The organism is Streptomyces sp. NBC_00203, assembly GCF_045206325.1.
Lineage (GTDB): Bacteria > Actinomycetota > Actinomycetes > Streptomycetales > Streptomycetaceae > Streptomyces > Streptomyces lutosisoli.
The window spans coordinates 5,138,532-5,155,204 of sequence record NZ_CP108126.1; the positions used below are offsets into that span (position 1 = coordinate 5,138,532).

The 16,673-nt window shown below is 71.6% G+C and carries 11 protein-coding genes; 3 read left to right on the top strand and 8 right to left on the bottom strand.

Annotation, left to right across the window (positions count from 1 at the left end):
* The first annotated feature begins 107 nt into the window (after positions 1-107).
* Complete coding sequence (locus tag OG975_RS23060) at positions 108-1,679, top strand: FAD-dependent monooxygenase (protein ID WP_406331235.1); 1,572 nt, start codon at positions 108-110, stop codon at positions 1,677-1,679.
* Here the strand turns inward: OG975_RS23060 and OG975_RS23065 are convergent.
* Positions 1,633-2,130 carry a hypothetical protein gene (locus OG975_RS23065; RefSeq protein ID WP_406331236.1) on the bottom strand — a complete coding sequence of 166 codons (498 nt, stop codon included), beginning with the start codon at positions 2,128-2,130 and terminating at the stop codon, positions 1,633-1,635. The genes OG975_RS23060 and OG975_RS23065 overlap by 47 nt on opposite strands.
* Positions 2,131-2,192: 62 nt before the next feature.
* Positions 2,193-6,782 (bottom strand): CHAT domain-containing protein, encoded by a 4,590-nt coding sequence (locus OG975_RS23070; protein WP_406331237.1) that lies wholly within the window; start codon positions 6,780-6,782, stop codon positions 2,193-2,195.
* Between the two features lie 67 nt (positions 6,783-6,849).
* Here OG975_RS23070 and OG975_RS23075 point away from each other — a divergent pair, with 67 nt between their 5' ends.
* Positions 6,850-7,239, top strand: a complete 390-nt coding sequence (locus tag OG975_RS23075; protein ID WP_406331238.1) for a hypothetical protein — start codon at positions 6,850-6,852, stop codon at positions 7,237-7,239.
* Between the two features lie 5 nt (positions 7,240-7,244).
* A complete protein-coding gene (locus OG975_RS23080; RefSeq protein WP_406331239.1) occupies positions 7,245-8,063 on the top strand; it encodes a hypothetical protein in 819 nt (272 codons plus the stop codon).
* Positions 8,064-8,072: 9 nt separating this feature from the next.
* On the opposite strand, the gene OG975_RS23085 is transcribed toward OG975_RS23080, so the two are convergent.
* The 6 genes from OG975_RS23085 to OG975_RS23110 form a co-directional block, all read right to left on the bottom strand.
* A complete protein-coding gene (locus OG975_RS23085) occupies positions 8,073-10,085 on the bottom strand; it encodes a beta-galactosidase (protein ID WP_406331240.1) in 2,013 nt (670 codons plus the stop codon).
* Positions 10,082-11,395 carry a glycoside hydrolase family 36 protein gene (locus tag OG975_RS23090; RefSeq protein WP_406331241.1) on the bottom strand — a complete coding sequence of 438 codons (1,314 nt, stop codon included), beginning with the start codon at positions 11,393-11,395 and terminating at the stop codon, positions 10,082-10,084. The genes OG975_RS23085 and OG975_RS23090 overlap by 4 nt, the downstream gene beginning before the upstream one ends.
* 27 nt (positions 11,396-11,422) lie before the next feature.
* Positions 11,423-12,313, bottom strand: a complete 891-nt coding sequence (locus tag OG975_RS23095) for a carbohydrate ABC transporter permease (protein WP_406331243.1) — start codon at positions 12,311-12,313, stop codon at positions 11,423-11,425.
* The gene (locus OG975_RS23100) at positions 12,310-13,290 is read right to left on the bottom strand and encodes a carbohydrate ABC transporter permease (protein WP_381250332.1); all 981 of its coding nucleotides are present in this window, start codon (positions 13,288-13,290) and stop codon (positions 12,310-12,312) included. Before OG975_RS23100 ends, OG975_RS23095 begins: the two co-directional genes overlap by 4 nt.
* An 8-nt stretch (positions 13,291-13,298) precedes the next feature.
* Entirely contained in the window at positions 13,299-14,612 is a 1,314-nt protein-coding gene (locus tag OG975_RS23105) for an ABC transporter substrate-binding protein (RefSeq protein WP_406331245.1), read from the bottom strand.
* Between the two features lie 215 nt (positions 14,613-14,827).
* Positions 14,828-16,642 carry a copper resistance CopC/CopD family protein gene (locus OG975_RS23110; RefSeq protein WP_406331246.1) on the bottom strand — a complete coding sequence of 605 codons (1,815 nt, stop codon included), beginning with the start codon at positions 16,640-16,642 and terminating at the stop codon, positions 14,828-14,830.
* Positions 16,643-16,673: the final 31 nt, after the last annotated feature.

Sequence of the window (16,673 nt, forward strand, 5' to 3'; positions counted from 1 at the left end):
TCAGCGGTGCGATCCGCATCGGGCCAGCAGGCGCGGTGCCCCCGGCCCCATGATCGCCCGTACGGCGAACAGGAAGCATCGAGACAGCCGAGCACTACCGTGGACTCATGACGGCTCCTCTGGACGTGCTGGTGGTCGGCGCGGGGCCCACCGGGCTCGCCCTCGCCGCGCAGCTGCGGGCCTACGGGACCACGTTCCGGATCGTCGACCGCTCACTGGACCGGGTCCACGAGTCGCGCGCGTTGGCCATCCAGCCACGCACCCTGGAAGCGCTGGCCCCGTTCGGGGTGACCGACGAACTGGTCGGACGCGGCAACCCCGCGATGCGGGTGAGGGTGCATCTGCCGCGGCGGGTGGTGCAGATGCCGTTGTTCGACATCGGGCTGGCCGACACCGCGTACCCCTTCGTGCTGTTCCTCTCGCAGGCGGAGACCGAGAGCGTCCTCTCGGAGCATCTGAGGGGCCAGGACGTGGAGGTGGAGCGGGGCACGGAGGTGGTCCGTCTGGAGCGCACGGGCTCGTCCGTCAGCTGTCGGCTCCGGCGCGGCGACGGCACCGAGGAGGCCGTGGAGGCGAGGTACGTCGTGGGCTGCGACGGTGCGCACAGCACGGTGCGGGCCGAGGCGGGCATCGGCTTCGAGGGGTACGCCTACCCGCAGACCTTCCTGCTCGCCGACCTGGAAGTCGATGGGCTGGAGTCCGGGGCGGTGCACGCCTACATGACCGGGGCAGGGGTGCTGCTCTTCTTCCCCCTCGGGACGCCGGCCACCTGGCGGATGCTCACGATGCGACCGTCGGGCGCCCCGGACACCAAGCTGAATCTGGGGCTCCTGCAGGAGATCACCGACCGGTACACCAGCGACCGGCTGGCGTTGCGCGACCCGGTGTGGATGACCGACTTCCGCCTCCACAACCGCGCCGCCGCCCGCTACCGCTCGGGGCCCTTCTTCCTCGCCGGGGACGCGGCCCACATCCACAGCCCGGCAGGCGCCCAGGGCATGAACACCGGCATCCAGGACGCCCTCAACCTGGGCTGGAAACTCGCCCTCGTGTGCCAGGGAATAGCTCCGGAGGAACTGCTGGAGACATACGAGGCCGAGCGCGCCCCGGTCGCCCGCAGAGTGCTGCGCTTCACCGACCGCGCGTTCACCGTCGGCACCAGCAGCAACCCGGTCATCCGCTTCGCCCGTACGCGACTCGCGCCGCGCCTGGCTCCGTTGGCGCTGCGTGCGAACGGGCCGCGCGGGCGGGTCTTCCGTACGGTGTCCGAGCTGGGCATTCACTACCGGCGCAGCCCCGCCACCACCGTGGGCCCGCTTCCGCCGAGGCGCGGTCCGCGGCCGGGCGACCGTCTGCCCGACCTCCCGCGCGGGCTCCAGGCACGGACTGCGGGACCGGGCTGGCACCTGCTGCTGTCCGGACCTCCCGCGATCTGGAGCGAGGAACGCCTCGCCGCCGCCCTGCGCGGACGCGACGACATGATCAGCGTGCACCGGCTCGGCGCGGAGAGTCCATGGCCGACCGCGGTCCACGGGCTCGTGCGCCCTGATGGGTACTTCGGCTACGTCACCGCCGGCACACACCTGGAAGGGCTGCGCGACTACCTCGATCGTTGGCTGCCCGCCCGGCAGATCAACGGTGCAGGCCACCGCGCTTCGAGGGCCGAGGGTGGTCGGTGACACGAGTTCGGGGCCGGGGGCGGTCGGCAGTGCGCTTGGGGCGGCGAGGGCGGTCCCAGAGGCGGATCACGAGGTGGGTGCCGAGGGCTGCGGGGGCGAGGACACCGGCGATCCATGTCGTACGCCGCCGGATGCCGGCCCAGGACCAGGCCGTTTCCCAGCCGTGGGGCAGGCCCGTGAGAACCATGCTGGTGAGGAGCGAGAGGGCGGCCGACCAGACCAGGGCGGCGGCCAGGTAGGCGATCCAGTCGGGGGTGCGACGGTCACGGCTCGTCAGCCACCCGCGGGCGAGACCGCACGTGGGGACCACGCCGGCGATGCTCATGATGAACGCCAGCATCACGACTGACGGAAAGCCTCCGTTGTACGCGGCTGTCGGCTGGAGCAGGCCGAGGACCAGAGCGGACAGGGCGAGCCCCACCCACCACGCCATCGTGAGATGTCGGTTCACGCCGCCCCCCTCCATCGTTTCGTGGGTGCAGTGTCGTTCACAGCGGCCGTTTTTGGGCCCGGTCAGGTGCCCGCGTGGACGTACGCCGCCCAGACGTGCGGGCGGTCGGGGATGCGGTGGCGGAGTTCTCGGACGGTGTGGTGCAGGGCGTGGGCGGAGGTGTCGGCGCCGTGGGTGGTCATGCGGTCGTAGAAGGCGCGGGTGACGTGGTCGGCGTGGGTGCTGTCGATCTCCCAGAGGGTGCCTACGGCGGTGGGGAAGCCGGCGAGGAGGAAGGCGCTGGTGATGTGGATGGCCTCGTCGGTGAGCCGCTCGGAGGTGCGGGCGGTGCCGCAGGCCGCGAGGAAAGCGAGGCGGGCCGACCGGGGTCGGGCGCGGCAGATTTCGAGGACGGACAAGTGCTCGCCGCTGGGCAGGTGCAGCAGGGCGCCCGAGGGTTCCGTGGGGTCGGTGGCCGCGTGGCAGCCGAAGTGCGCCCAGGGGGTGGCGCCGAGCGCGGCGAGTACGGCCTCGCGGGTCGCGGCGGCACCGACCAGCGGCTCGTGCGCGCCGAGCAGTCCGGCGGCGTAGCCGGCCGCCGCCGCGACGCCGGGCAGCTCGTCCTCGGGGGACGCGACCAGCAGGGCGCCGCCGTTGTCGGCTGTGTCGCGGTCCCCGGCCCGGGTGCGCGCGTACGCCAGGGTCTGGAATCCGGGGACGTACGACGAGACCACGGCGTCCAGCGCGGCGCCGCAGCCGTCGAGTGCGCAGTCGGGCAGCGTGCACTGCGCCGCGTGCAGCGGCAGGGCGTTGAAGGCGCCCGTGGGCACCCACCAGACGCGCGGCCAGGTGCCTTCGTCGGGAACGGGCGCGCTTGACCCGACCAGATCGAGCACCGGGCGCACGATCTTGTGCCAGGTCCACGCCAGCGTACGAGAGAGCGTGGCGCCGGCCGCGATGAGCTGCGCCGGGGACGGTCTCGACGGGCCGTGTGCGTTGATGGCGTCGACGGCATCGCCGAGTTGTCGGGCCGTTTCGGTGATCTCGTCCGAGTCGGGTTCGAGGTGGAGGGAGGTGATCGACTCCGCCGTCACCACGAGGGCGTGGCACTGGCCCTGGGTGTGGTTGAGCACGACGATCGGACCGCCGGCCGCGAGCAGGCGCAGTTGCCCGGCGGAGAGCGGGCGCAGGAAGCCGTCGAACCCCGGCTGGGCGCGGATGCGGTCGACCAGCTCGTCGAGTTCACGTGACGCGCGGAGCCCCGCGAGCCGGGCCCGTTCGGCCTGCCCGGCGGGAGCCGGGTCGGGTGCACCGGGTACATCGGGTACGCCAGGTACGTCGGCTCCGGTGGCGAGCAGGTCGGTCAGCCGCTCGAACTCGCGAGCCAGCGCGGGATGCGCCGACCGCACTTCGCCGATGTCGGCGCGGGCCTCGATCCGCCGTGCCAGCAGCAGCCCGCGCCCGCGTTCGAGCAGCTCGGCGGTGCGGTCGACGTCGGGCCCCGCGACGATACGGAGCATGCGGGAGAGGGCAGCGGGATCGGGCAGGGGGTCCGGCACACGCTGTTCCCGCAGGGCGGTCTGGAAGTCGTCGAGGGCGCTGCGGACTTCGTCGGCGAAGGCGCGCGCCCCGGCGGCGGCCTGGCCGCCCTGGACCGTCATGAGGATCAGCTCGACGATCCGGCGGATGTCCCCCTCGAACGAGGTCAGGCCGTGCTCGGCGGACTGCTGGTCGCTTCCCCGGTCGGTGACGTCCGCCATGGCCTCGATGGCCGCTTCGAGGTGGGACAGGGCCAGCTCGACACTGCCGTTCTCCCTCCCCAACGCACCGGCCGCGGCGCCGAGTTCCCCGTGCGCCCGGAACCACGTCGGGAGCATGGGGTGGCGCAGCGCGGTGGTGTCAGCGCTGCCGGACAGCCGGGTTCCGAGGAACGCCATCATGGCCTCGACGGCGTTCGCCGGCGCCCGGGAGGGGGTCATGGGCAGCCCGTCCGGCAGGGAGAGCCGAGGCAGACGTCCTTTCCCGATGACACCGATGAAGATGCGCATCGTGTCGGCCCAGCCGTCGGGTGCCTCCCCCTCGACGCCGCTGATCACCTCGTTGGCCTCGGCCGCCAGTCGCGCCGCACGTTCCGGATCGGCGCGGCGCACCACGACAGAACGCTGGGCCAGCGCCCGCATGAACGTGGACGCGGTGAACAGCCGCATCGGGTGGCCCGCCGGACACGCCTCGAACGTGCTCCGGCACTGCTCGACCAGCTCGTCGGTGATGTCGGGCTTGGGGCCGCCGCCGGGCCCCAACGTGTCGACCAGGTTGAGGAGGGCGTCGCCCAGCACGTCGAGCCCCGGCAGACGGTCCCCGTCCTGGGCGTCCGCTCGGCCGATGAGTTCCTTGAGCCCCCGCGTGAGCTCCCGGGCCCGTTCGAGCTGGGCCGGATCGTGGCCGATCACGTAGTTCTCCACGGCGTTGAGGAATTCGCTACGGGCCGACAGCACCGCCACATCGAAGTCGGTGAGTGTCCCTTCGGCCACCGCCGCGTCGACGCCGGGCGATGACCCATCAGCCGCCGCGGCGAACAGTGCGGCCGCCTCCCGTGCCCCTTCCGCGTCGAAGCGCCCGAACGACCAGGCCGTGAGCGCGTCGGCGAGGACCCGACCGAGCCCGTCGAGCCCCTCGGAGACGTCGCCGACGTCGGACGCGTGCGAGCGCGCCTGACGCAACAGCGGGACGGCCTCGTCGAGCGGGGCGAGATCGCCCTGCTGGGAGCTCTGGGCGGAGAGCGCGCTGCCGAGCGCCCCGGCCAGCACCGCCTGTATCGAGGGGTCTTCCTCGCCGAGGTCCGCGAGCAGTTCCCGCATGACCACGATGTCGGCGTCGAGATGATCGGGGTCGTCGAGCCGGACGTCGTCCATGCGGGACACGAAGGAGACCAGCCTGGTCAGGTCGCGCAGGTCCTCCGCACTGTCCGGCTCGTCCGCGTGGATCGCCGCCATGGCGACGGGCAGCGCGGCGTCGAAGATGCCACGGCGCAGCAGGCCGAGCGGCAGGAACCCGTCCGGGGCGGCGGCCGCCACCTCGTCGGTCAGCGACCGGGATTCCGCCGTGAGTGCGGCCGCCCTGGCGGGTTCGGCCTCCCGCAGGGCCTGCGCGTGCGCTCCCGTGAGGGCGGCCAGCACGGCGACATAGGCGTAACGGTGCGGACTGTCGGCGGGCAGGCCGGCCAGGGCGGCGCGGTAGCGGGCGATCCGTTGATCGGAGACCACGCCGGACTGCGCGGATTGCCTGGAATCCCTGGAGTCCCCGGAGTCCCCGGAGTCCCTGGAGTCCCTGGAATCCTTGGAGTTTCCCGCCTGCCCCGCCTGCCCCATGATCACGCTGACCATGTCGAGGATTTCGAGGTCGATGTCCGGGGCCGGTGCGGACTCCCCGTCGCCCGGGGCGCGTTCCCTGAGCTGCTCGACGAGGTGGCCGAGCAACGGTCCCGCCTGCTGGAGGCGGCCCGGATCGTCGTCCTCGATCAGTTCCGTCAACCCCCGCACGGTGGCGAGGAGTTCCTGGTCGGCTCCGGGGAAAGCGGCGAGGGTTTCCGCGTCGGCGCCGTTCAGCAGGCGCGTCACGTCGACCGTGGCGAGCAGTTCGGCCGCCTCCCGTGCCGCCTCTCGTGCCACCGCGTCGTCGCCCCGCTCCTGGGCGAAGGCCGTGAGCGTCCGGCTCAGGGCGGCCGTGGCGAAGGGATGGGCCGGATGGTCGGCGGGGGTGTGGGCGAGCGCCGCGCGCAGCCGCCGGGCACCGCAGGCGATCCGGCTCGCGTCGTGCTCACGTATGCCTGCGTCGGCGATGACCGAGCCGACGCGCAGGTCCATCTCCCCCGGCCAGGCAGCTGGTTCGGCGTCCAGCTCGCGCAGGAAGCGCAGCGCCTCGGTGCCCTCCGGGGTGAGCGCACCCTCCGGGGCCGCCGCCGCCAGCCGCTCGACCTCGGCGAGCGGGGGTTCGCCGAGCAGCCGCGCGGCATCCAGGACGGTCCCGAGGGCGACCGCCGCCGCCTCCGCCCCCTCCGGGCCGGCGGAACCCAGCCCCTCGCACACCGCGCCCGCGTACCGGGCGGCGACGGCGAGCGCGTCCGGGTCCGCCGCGAGCTGGAAACGAGCCGCGTGGAGCCCGAGACTGTGGAACGCCAACTCGACGAACCCGTCGTGGTCTTCGGGCAGGAGCTCATGCGCCGCATCGGACCAGGCGAGCGCACGGTCCAGCGCGGCCAGCCGGTCGGTGTCCCCGTACGCCGGACTGTCGCCGACAGCCTCCCCGTACGCCGAACTCACGAGGTAGGCGAACCGCGCCTCGTGCCCCGGATCGGCAGGGTCGAAGCCGTCCCGCAGTGGCTGCGGAAGCTGTGCGTCGGCCGGCACGCGCGGGCACAGGAATCCGAAGGTGCTCAGCGTGATCAGCACGTTTCGCTGGGCGTCCGGGTCCTCGGGGCCCTGATGGCGGAGGAAGAAAGTCCAGCAGACGGCGGCGACCCCGTCGAGGTCGATCGTTCCCTCGGGCGACGGCGCGGCCTCACGCAGCAGGGCCAGCGCATCGCTGACCGCGTCCTCCCCGCGCAGCGGCGCGGGATCGCGGGCGTTCTGAGCTGCTAAGAGACGGGCGATCACTCGATCCTGAAGCTCAGTCATCCTTCATTACACTAATCTGATCTCACGTCAGAGGGCAGTGGTTCTCCGGACTTTCAGGGAGTCTGCGGTGGGGGACGGGACGCAAGCGCGCAGGGTCTACGAGGATGCCGTCGAATACCTGTGCCGCAATGTCGACGCGGTACGCGAGCTGATCGGCCCCGCACTCTGGGAGGCACCCTTCGCGGTCGTCCGGGACGGCGACCCGTCCACCGCCGCGTGGCGGGACGCGGTGCGCGCGCTGCACCAGGCGGCCGAGGCGGCCGGGATCCCCGGCGGGCTCGGCCTGAGCATCACGATGGGCGTGGGCGTTTGGCCGTCCGGGCCCACCCCACGATCGGTCGGCTGGGTCTGCCCCACGGGCCGTTGTGGCCGGGTGGACCTGCGCGAAGGGGCGACGGGCCCGGAGACTCCGGCGTGTGCCCTGGCCGGCCGGGCGATGCGCCTCGTGGACGGCTGAGGGCCGTGGGGCTGCTCGTCGAACTCCAGAAGCGCATACCCGACAGGTGGTTTCTGCGCCGCCTGCTGCCCGCCGTGCTGTTCGTCGTGGTGGCGACCGTGGGGGGCGGGCAGCTCGGACAGCGCCACTGGAACGATCTCGGGCTCGCCCGCGAACGGATCGCCGGTGCGCTGCCATGGAGCGGCGGCATGTCCGCGGACGGCGTCGCGTCCCTCGTGCTCGTCGCGGTGGCGGCGGTGGGAGCCGCGTTCGCGGTGCCCTTCGCCGGGGGTGCGATCGGCGCGCTGGCGTCGGGGGCCTGGCCCTGGTGGCTGATGCCGCTGGGCCGCCGGCTGACCGCGTGGCGGGTACGGCACTGGGCGCCTCCCGAGGAGATCGGGCGGCGGGCCGTCCGCGCACGCGCCGCCGGACGGCAGCTGCGCGCCGACCGGTTCGACGCGCGCAGGGCCCGTACCGGACCGGCCGAGCCCGGCTCCCCGACCTGGTCGGGCGACCGGTTCCGCGCCACCGAGGCGCAGGTCAGAGCCGAGACGGGAACCGATGTCGCGAGCGAGTGGACCAGGCTGCTGCTCGCGCTGCCGGACGCCCCCCGTGCCGCGCTGAGCGAGGCCCGCGACGCCTACGACGCGGCGTGCGAGGCGCTCGCCTGGAGCATCGCGTTCACGGTCCTCGGCGCCTGGTGGTGGCCCGCGGCGCTCCTCGGAGTCGTGGTCGGGCTGGCGTCCTGGCGGTCACTGCGCGGGGCGGTGGGGGCCCTGTGCCGCACCACCGAAGCGGTCTTCGCCATGCGGCACACCAGCCCGCCTCCACCGCCCCAGCCGTGACCGCCCCTGTCAGCTCTCGTGCGGCTCCCGTACCACGGCCGTCCCGCCCGGCGGAACCGTCACCGACCCCAAAGCGGGCTTACCGGTGAGGAGTTCCGTCGCGTCGGCGGCGACCGGCACCTCGGCGCCCTGGCCGCCGTGGTCGATCAGGAAGAGGTAGTCGGCGTGCGGCCCCCGGCGGCGGACCGCCTCGATGCCGAGCGGGGTGGTCGCGACCGGCTCGACGCCCGCCTCCTCGCGGATCCGGGTCAGCAGGGCGCCAAGTGTGGCCGTATCCGGGCGGGTGGCCAGGTACCAGGCGGTGCCCGCGCCGTACGTGTGCCGGGTGACCGCCGGGACGCCCGTCAGCGGGCCCTCCGTGTACGAGGTCACCGCCCGCGCGCCCGCGAGGCTCACCCGCTCCGACCACAGCGTGGCCGTGCCGCCCCCGCTCAGGCCCACCGTCTCGTCGACCAGCAGCGGGAACAGCTCGTCGGACCGTACGCCGAGGACCTCCCGGAACGCGCCCGGGTAACCGCCCAGCCGCACATGGCAGTTCTCGTCCACCGCGCCGCTGTGGAAGCCGACGGCGAGCGTGCCGCCGCGCTCGGCGAAGGCGGCGAGGTTCGCCGCGCCCTCGTCGTCAACGAGGTACAGGCTCGGCGCCAGGACCAGGCGGTAGGCGCTCAAGTCGGCTTCGGGGCGTACGAAGTCCACGGCCACGCCCGCGCGCCACAGCGGCTCGTACCAGTCACGGACCAGGTCCTGGAAGCGGAGTTCGCCGCTCGGCTGGGAGGGCAGTTCCACGGCCCAGCGGGCGTTCCAGTCCCAGACGATGGCGACGGAAGCCGTGCCCGTACTGCCGCGCACCTCCGACAGGGCCTTCAGGTCCTGGCCCAGTGCGACGACGTCCTGCCAGATGCGGCTGTCCGTCCCCGCGTGCGGCAGCATCGCCGAGTGCCACTGTTCGGCGCCCGCCTTGGCCGCCCGCCACTGGAAGTAGGCGATGCCGTCAGCGCCGTGCGCCACATGCGCGAGGGCGTTGCGGCGCAGCTCCCCCGGCCCCTTGGCGCGGTTGACGGGCTGCCAGTTCACCGCGCCCGTGGAGTGCTCCATCAGCAGCCAGGGGCCGCCCGCGAGCGAGCGCATCAGGTCGCCGCTCATTGCGATGTCGATCTCCGACTCGGGGTCGGCGGACATCAGATAGTGGTCGTTGGAGACGACGTCCAGCTCGGGGGCCCAGCGCCAGTAGTCCAGCGCGTCGAAGTTGTACATCACCATGAAGTTGGTGGTGGCGGGCGTCGACGGGGCCGCCCGGCGCAGTACGTCCCGCTCGGCGACGTACAGCGACAGCAGTTCGTCCGAGCAGAAGCGGCGCCAGTCCAGCTGGTGGGTCGGGTTGGGGACGGCTCCGGTGGCGCGGGGCGGCAGGATCTCGTCCCAGTCGTAGTACCACTGGCTCCAGAAGGTGGTGCCCCAGGCGTGGTTGAGCTCCGCCAGGTCGTCGGAGTACCTGGCCCGGAGCCATCCGCGGAAGGCCGCCGCGCTCGTGTCGCAGTAGCACTCCGCGTTGTGGCAGCCGTACTCGTTGTGGACGTGCCACATCGCCACGGCCGGGTGGCCGGCGTACCGCTCGGCGAGCGCACCCGCGATGCGCAGGGCGGCCTCGCGGTAGGCGGGGCTGCTCGGGCAGAAGGTCTGCCGGCTGCCGTACGAGAGGGTGCGGCCGTCGCGGTCCACGGGCAGCGCCTCGGGGTGCGCGCGGAAGAACCACGCCGGGGGCGCTGCCGTGGGGGTGGCCAGGTCGGCAGCGATGCCGTTCTCGTGCAGCAGGTCGAGCAGGCGGTCCATGCGGGCGAAGTCGTACACGCCCTCGGACGGTTCGAGCAGGGCCCACGCGAAGATGCCCACGCTGACCATGGTCACGCCGGCCTCGCGCATCAGGCGCATGTCCTCGGCCCAGACGTCCTCGGGCCACTGCTCGGGGTTGTAGTCGCCGCCGTACGCGATACCGGGCACGGACAGAGTGCGGATGGTGCTCATCGGGTAACTCCCCCCAGCAGACGTCGAGTTGTGGTCACGCCCCACTCGTCCAGCGACAGCAGCCGGTCACTGGACGCCATCAGGCCGCCGGTGGCCTCCACATGCGCCGCCCAGCGTTCGCGGGTCTCCACGGCGGGGCGGGCCATCAGGCAGTCGGGGTCGTTGACCCAGAGTCGGCCGTGCTGCCACTGGCGTCCGACGCCGGTGAACTCGGCGGCGTCCTGGCCTGGTTGGGAGTAGTCGTCGGCCTCGGAGCGGCGGTGCGGAGCCGTGTCGGGGCTGACGCGCATGGCGTCGAACAGGCCGATGGAGGGGAGGACCGGCGCGCCGCAGCCCAGCAGATACGCGTCCGGGCCGATCGCCTCGCGGATCAAGGCGATACCGGAGCGGTACGCCGCAAGGGCGTCGGTTCCGTCGTGCCGTACGCCGTCCAGGGCGCCCGCGTAGAGGAAGTCGACCTTGAAGTAGTCGTAGCCCTCGGCGCGCAGGGTGGTGAAGACCTCGGTCAGGTAGGCCGCCGCGGCCGGGTGCGTGGTGTCCAGGACGTACAGGTCGTGGCCCCAGTTGTTGCCCCCGTGCAGGGGCGTGCCGTCGACGGACCGGACGAGCCAGTCGGGGTGGGCCGTGGCGAGTTCGCTGCCCGGGTCGACCAGGAACGGTGCCGTCCAGATGCCCGCCCTGCGGCCTCGGGCTCGGATGGTGTCGGCGATGCCGGCGCGGGAGCGGAAGCGGCCGGAGAGGGTGAGCCAGTCGCCGAGGGCGCTCTGGTAGCCGTCGTCGATCTGGACGACGTCGATGGGGAGGTCGAGGGTGTCCATCGCACGGAGGTTCTCGTGGATGTCGTCCTCGGTGACGGCGGTGAAGTACTCGTACCAGGAGCACCAGACGGTGGGCGCCGGCCGCGGGGCCGCGAGGCCGAGGCCGTCCGCCCAGTCCGCCAGCAGCGACTGGATGTCGGTGCCGGTCAGCGACTTCACCGGCCCGTCGGCGCTGATCTCCGCCCGGTCACCCCGTATCTCCAGCCGGATGGACGGCACCGACCGCAGCGGGTCGGCCGCCGCCCACAGCCGGACCGGCGAGCCGTCACCCGGGTCGAGCGCCAGCAGGCCCTCCCCCTGGAAGACACCGGCCGGAACGGTGACGCCTGGCCGGTAACAGACGGTCGCCCAGTTGTCGTTGGTCGGGCGGTACGGCGTCGCGTCGAGGGCGTAGGCGCCGCTGGGGCTCCAGGACTGCCAGCCCTCCTCGTGGACCCTGGCCCTGCGCGGGTCCACGGGCACGGAGTCGAGCGGAGTGAAGGGGTGGGGCACGGTGGTTCTCTTTCAAGTACGAGGGCGTCAGCCCTTGTTGGCGCCCAGCGTGAGACCGCCGACGAACTGGCGCTGGAGCGCGAAGTACACGGCCAGCGTCGGGATCGCGGTGAGCAGGGCGCCGGCGGCGACCAGGTTGGGGTCGGTGAAGTACTGGCCGGAGAGGTTGTTCAGGGCCGAGGTGATCGGCATGTTCTCGCCGGTGGAGATCAGCACGATGGCCCAGAAGAAGTCGTTGTAGATCCAGATGGACAGCAGGGTCGCCAGGGCCGCGATCGCGGGCTTGCACAGCGGCAGCACGATCTGCCAGTACAGCCGCCACACCGAGGCGCCGTCGACGAGCGCGGCCTCGGTCAGCTCGTGCGGCAGCGAGCGCATGTAGTTGCTCAGCACGAAGGCGCAGAAGCCGGACTGGAACGCCACGTGGATGAGGACCAGGCCGAGCGCGGAGTCGTACAGCTTGCCGCTGACGGTGATCCCGGGCAGGTCGATCAGCAGGTACAGGCGGTACAGCGGGGTGATGATGACCTGCTGCGGGAGCAGGTTGCCGGCCGTGAACACCAGCAGCAGGAAGAGGTTGACGCGGAAGTCGAAGCGGCTGACGTAGAACGCGACGCAGGACGACAGGAACAGCGTCAGCAGCACGGCCGGGATCGCGATCAGCAGCGTGTTGCCGAAGTAGTGGAGCATGTCGGACTGCTGGAACGCGTTGGTGAAGTTGTCGAAGCTCAGCTTGTCGGGCCACGAGACGTAGCCCTTCTCGCTGGTCTCGCCGTAGGGCCGCAGGGCGGCGAACAGGGCCCACAGCAGCGGGCCGAGCCAGGCCAGTGACGTGAGGACGAGGAACACGTGCAGCAGGACCCGGGCCGGGCGGACGGGGGTGCGCTGCTTGCCGAGCGCGGCGGTGGGGGTGCTCATGCGCGCCGCTCCTTCCGGAAGGTGGCCACCAGGTACGGGATGATCACGACGAGCGAGATCACGAGCAGGACGACGGCGATGGCCGATCCGTACCCGATCCGGCTGGACTCGCCGATGATGTTGTTGGTGACCAGGATCGAGAGCAGCTCGGTGCCCTGGGCGCCCTTGTTGAAGACGAACACCAGGTCGAAGGCGCGCAGCGACTCGATGATCGTGACGACCAGGACGACCGTGTTGGTGGGGCGCAGGGTCGGGAAGACGACGTTCTTGAACGTCTGCCACTCGTTGGCGCCGTCCAGCGCGGAGGCCTCGCGCAGGGCCGGGTCCACGCCCTTCAGACCGGCCAGGTAGAGGATCATCATGTAGCCGGTGTGCCGCCAGGAGGCGGCGACCAGGATGGCCCACAGGTTGAGGTTCGGGTCACCGATCCAGTCGATGTAGTGGCCGGGCTTGTTGGCGCCGATGAGGCTGTTGATCAGGCCCGTGTCGGGGTTGTAGACGAGCTGCCAGACGAAGCCGATGACGGCCATCGACACGACGACCGGCAGGAAGAACGCGGTCTGGTAGACCCGGCTGAACCGGATCTTCTTGTCCAGCTGCACGGCCAGGAACAGTCCGACCGGCGTCGGGATCAAGATCAGCACAACAAACCAGATGACGTTGTGCTCGACGGCGGGCCAGAACTGCGGGTTGCTGCTGAACAGCTCCTTGAAGTTCTGCAGCCCGACCCACTTGATCGAGCCGAAGCCGATGCCGTCCCAGGTGGTGAAGGCCAGGGCGATCGAGGCGAGGGCCGTGAACCAGACGAGGATCACGTGCAGGACCGTGGGCACGCCGGCCATCAGGCCGAGCGTGATCCGGTCACGGCGGGTCAGCAGACGCCGATGGCCCTGCGGAGCCCGCTTCTTGGGGGACGCGGCGCCCGGAGGCGGCACGGCGGCCGCCTCCGGGGACTTCGTCGTCGTATCGATGTTCATGTCGCTGCTCATGAGGACGCGAAGATCGTCTTCTTCTGGCGCTCGATCGACGTCAGCAGACTGTCGATGCCCTTGGGGTCGCGGACGAACTTCTGCAGCGCGGGCTGCATCACCGTGGAGGTGAAGTCGGGCCGGCTGTCGCGGTCCATGTACTGCGTGAGGTTCTTGGCGCCGCTGATCATCTCGTACGCGCGCTTCTGCAGGTCGGTGTACGAGGAGGTGTCGGCCTTGGTGGACGCGGCGACGACGTTCGGGTCGGACTTCAGGTAGATCTGCTCGGCGGCCGGGGTGCCCAGGTACTCCAGGAGCTTCACGGCCCCCGCCTGGTTCTTCGGGCTCTTGCTGAGCATGAACCCGTCGGTCGGCGCCTCGACGGTGTCCTGGCCGTACGTGGGGTCGATCTCCGGGAAGGCGAAGAAGTCGAGGTCGTCGCGGTCGGCCGCGTTGGTGAACTGCTGGCCCACGAAGGTGCCCAGCAGATACATGCCGGCCTTCTTGGACACCAGGGTCTGGGCGGCGTCCTGCCAGGTGCGGCCGACGGCGCCGTCCTGGTGGTACGGGAGGATCTCGGCCCAGTTGTCGAAGGCGGCGCGGGTGCGCTTGTCGGTCCAGGAGGCCTTGCCCGCCATCAGCTCGACATGGAAGTCGTAGCCGTTGGTACGGAAGTTGATCTGGTCGAAGGTGCCGAGCGCGGGCCAGGCGTCCTTGTCGCCGAAGGCGATCGGGACCAGGTTGTCCTTCTTCATCTGCTTGCACAGCGCGATGAACGCGGACCAGGTGGTGGGGACTTCGTACCCGTACTTCTTGAAGACGCTCTTCCGGTAGAAGACCGCCCAGGGGTACGTGTACAGCGGCACGAAGTAGTACTTGCCGTCCTCGCCCTTGCTGAGCCCCTTCATGGCGTCGGGGAAGTTGCCCTCGATCGTCTTCCACACGTCGTCGATCGGGGTGGCGAGCTTCTTGGCCGCGAAGAACTGCATGCGGTAGCCGGCGAACCAGTTGAACACGTCGTCGGGCGTGCCCTGGAGGTAGGAGTTGATCTGCTCCTGGAAGGTGTTGTGGTCCTTCGTGTTCACATCGACCGTGATGCCGGACTGCTTCTTGTAGGCCGCGTAGATGTCGGCGAAGGCCTTCTTCGGCACGGCGTCCGACGCGTTGGAGCCGACGGTGACGGTCTTCGGGTCACTGGCCGCCGTGCTGCCGCCACAGGCGCTGAGCAGGGGTATTCCCGCAGCGAGCGCGGCCGCGCCGCCGACGCCGCGCAGCACGCTGCGACGGCTCGGGCCAGGGATGGAGAGACCGGAAGGGGAGAGGTGGTGCATGACGGCTCCTCGAAGACGTGCGCCCGGTCGCGGGGGAGAGCGGAGTTGAGGCAGATCGAAATCGATCAGAAATCAACTTGACCGAACATCGTGGGCGTAATAACAGTCGTATGTCCGGTCATACGTCAAGAGTTGTCGGCGCCCTTTGTTGAAACGTGATGGACACGACGAAGATCAATTCCGGTGACATACCGGGCGGGGAGGGCGGCGAGCCGTCAGCCGACCCGCACGTTCTTCGAGACCGTGACCTGATCGATGTCGGTGGTGCGCACCGTGACCTTCATGGTCCAGGTGCCGGCCAGCGGGAGCGTGAGGGTGTCCGTCCCCCAGTAGCCGCCCTTGTCCGTGAGCCCGGCGTCGATCGGGCCGACCTGCTGCGCGGCCAGCGTGAAGGTGAGCCGCAGCTCGGGGACGGTCGCGATGCCCCCGTCGGGCCCGAGGATCACGGCCTGCACGGAGTTCTCGCCCACCCGCCCGGGCGCCAGCTCGATCTGCACCTTGCCGTGCCCGCCCGGCGTACCGACGTCGAAGGGAACCAGCGACGTAGACGACGTGGGCCGGTCCGCGGCCACGGCGGAAGCGGCCGCCTCGGTGGCCGCCCGCCCCGGCTGGGTCCCGGTCAGCACGGTGGTGATCACCAGGACGACGATGCCCACGGTGACCTCGGCGAGCACGGAGCGCCGCAGACCTCGCCGGTACGTGGCGGCCTGACCGTCTGGGGACGCGGATTCAGCTCGTACGCCATCGGGGGCGCCCGCGTCCACCGCAGCCGACCCCCCGACGGACACAGCCACCCGTTCCACAGCGGCGGGAGCGGGAAGCACGGCCTCCGCCACCACCAGCCGCCCCGTCCAGCGCCGCGACCAGGCCGCCCCCGCCAGCAGAAGCAGCACCGCGCACAACTTGGCGAGCAGGATCCTGCCGTACGACGTCGAGGTCAGGGCGTCCCAGGAGCCGAGGCCGCGCCAGGACTGATAGACGCCGGTGCCGGCGAGGACGGCGACCGAGGCGAGGGCTAGCCGGGAGAAGCGGGTGACGACGGCCGTGGAGAGGGGCTCGGCCGGGCGGTAGAGCGCGGTGAGCAGGGCGGTCAGGCCGCCGAGCCAGAGGGCCATGGCGAGCAGGTGGAGCACGGAGGAGACCATCGCGGCGGGGACCTGGATCCCGGCGGACGCGTGCTCGGCGGCGGCCCACGTGACCGCGAGACCGAGGGCGAGCGCCCCGCCGAGGACGAGTGCACCCCGCGCCCGCCCCCGTTCCCGTACGCGAACGCGCTCGGGAAGGAAGGCGGCCACCCCCAGCAGCACCAGCCGGGCCACCAGAGCCACCCCTGGCCGGCTCGTGAGCGTCTCGCGCAGGACGGCCGGGTCGAAGGCCGCGGTGACGCCTGTGCCGCGCTCGTAGGGGCCGCGCAGGAGCAGCAGCGCGAGCGTGGACAGCAGCAGGGTCCACCAGCCGGTCAGCAGCAGGCGCCGCACACTCCCCTGGAAGCCGCAGGCCAGGACGAAGCCGGCCGCGCCGATGAGCAGCGCGAGGCCGCCGTACGCGACATAGCGGGCGATGTCGTAGAGCGTGGCGGAGGCGGTGTCCCCGGCAGGCGCGGAAGGCAGGGCGACGGAGGTCGCGGAGGGTTTGCCGATGGAGAAGGTGAAGGCGCCGGAGACGGGGTGACTGTCCGCCGAGACGACCCGCCAGGCCACGGTGAACGTGCCGGTGCCGAGACCGCGCGGCAGGCTCACGCGGGCGGTGTCGGAACGGCCGCCGGCGTGGCCGGGCGCGCCCGTGTGGACGCGCCGGTTCTCCGGGGTGAGCACGCGGAAGGAGTCGTCGAGGAGCCCTACGGACTCGCTGAACGTCAGCGTGATCTGCCGGGGCGCGGACTTCAGCACGCTGCCGTCCTGCGGATCGGTGCCCGTCAGCGCGGCATGCGCGGACGCGCCGCCCACCCCGCCGAACAGAACCAGCACCAGGACGCCCGCCAGCAGCGCCAGGCCCCGGACGACGCCCCGCCGCTCCCGCTGTCCGCTCACACGCCACTCCGCATCCGCGTTTCCAGAGTCC

Excerpts from the sequence above, each read along its gene's own strand:
- OG975_RS23060 (WP_406331235.1), top strand. The coding sequence starts at position 108 with ATGACGGCTCCTCTGGACGTGCTGGTGGTCGGCGCGGGGCCCACCGGG.
- OG975_RS23085 (WP_406331240.1), bottom strand. The coding sequence starts at position 10,085 with ATGAGCACCATCCGCACTCTGTCCGTGCCCGGTATCGCGTACGGCGGC.
- OG975_RS23070 (WP_406331237.1), bottom strand. The coding sequence starts at position 6,782 with ATGACTGAGCTTCAGGATCGAGTGATCGCCCGTCTCTTAGCAGCTCAG.
- OG975_RS23095 (WP_406331243.1), bottom strand. The coding sequence starts at position 12,313 with ATGAGCACCCCCACCGCCGCGCTCGGCAAGCAGCGCACCCCCGTCCGC.
- OG975_RS23105 (WP_406331245.1), bottom strand. The coding sequence starts at position 14,612 with ATGCACCACCTCTCCCCTTCCGGTCTCTCCATCCCTGGCCCGAGCCGT.
- OG975_RS23100 (WP_381250332.1), bottom strand. The coding sequence starts at position 13,290 with ATGAACATCGATACGACGACGAAGTCCCCGGAGGCGGCCGCCGTGCCG.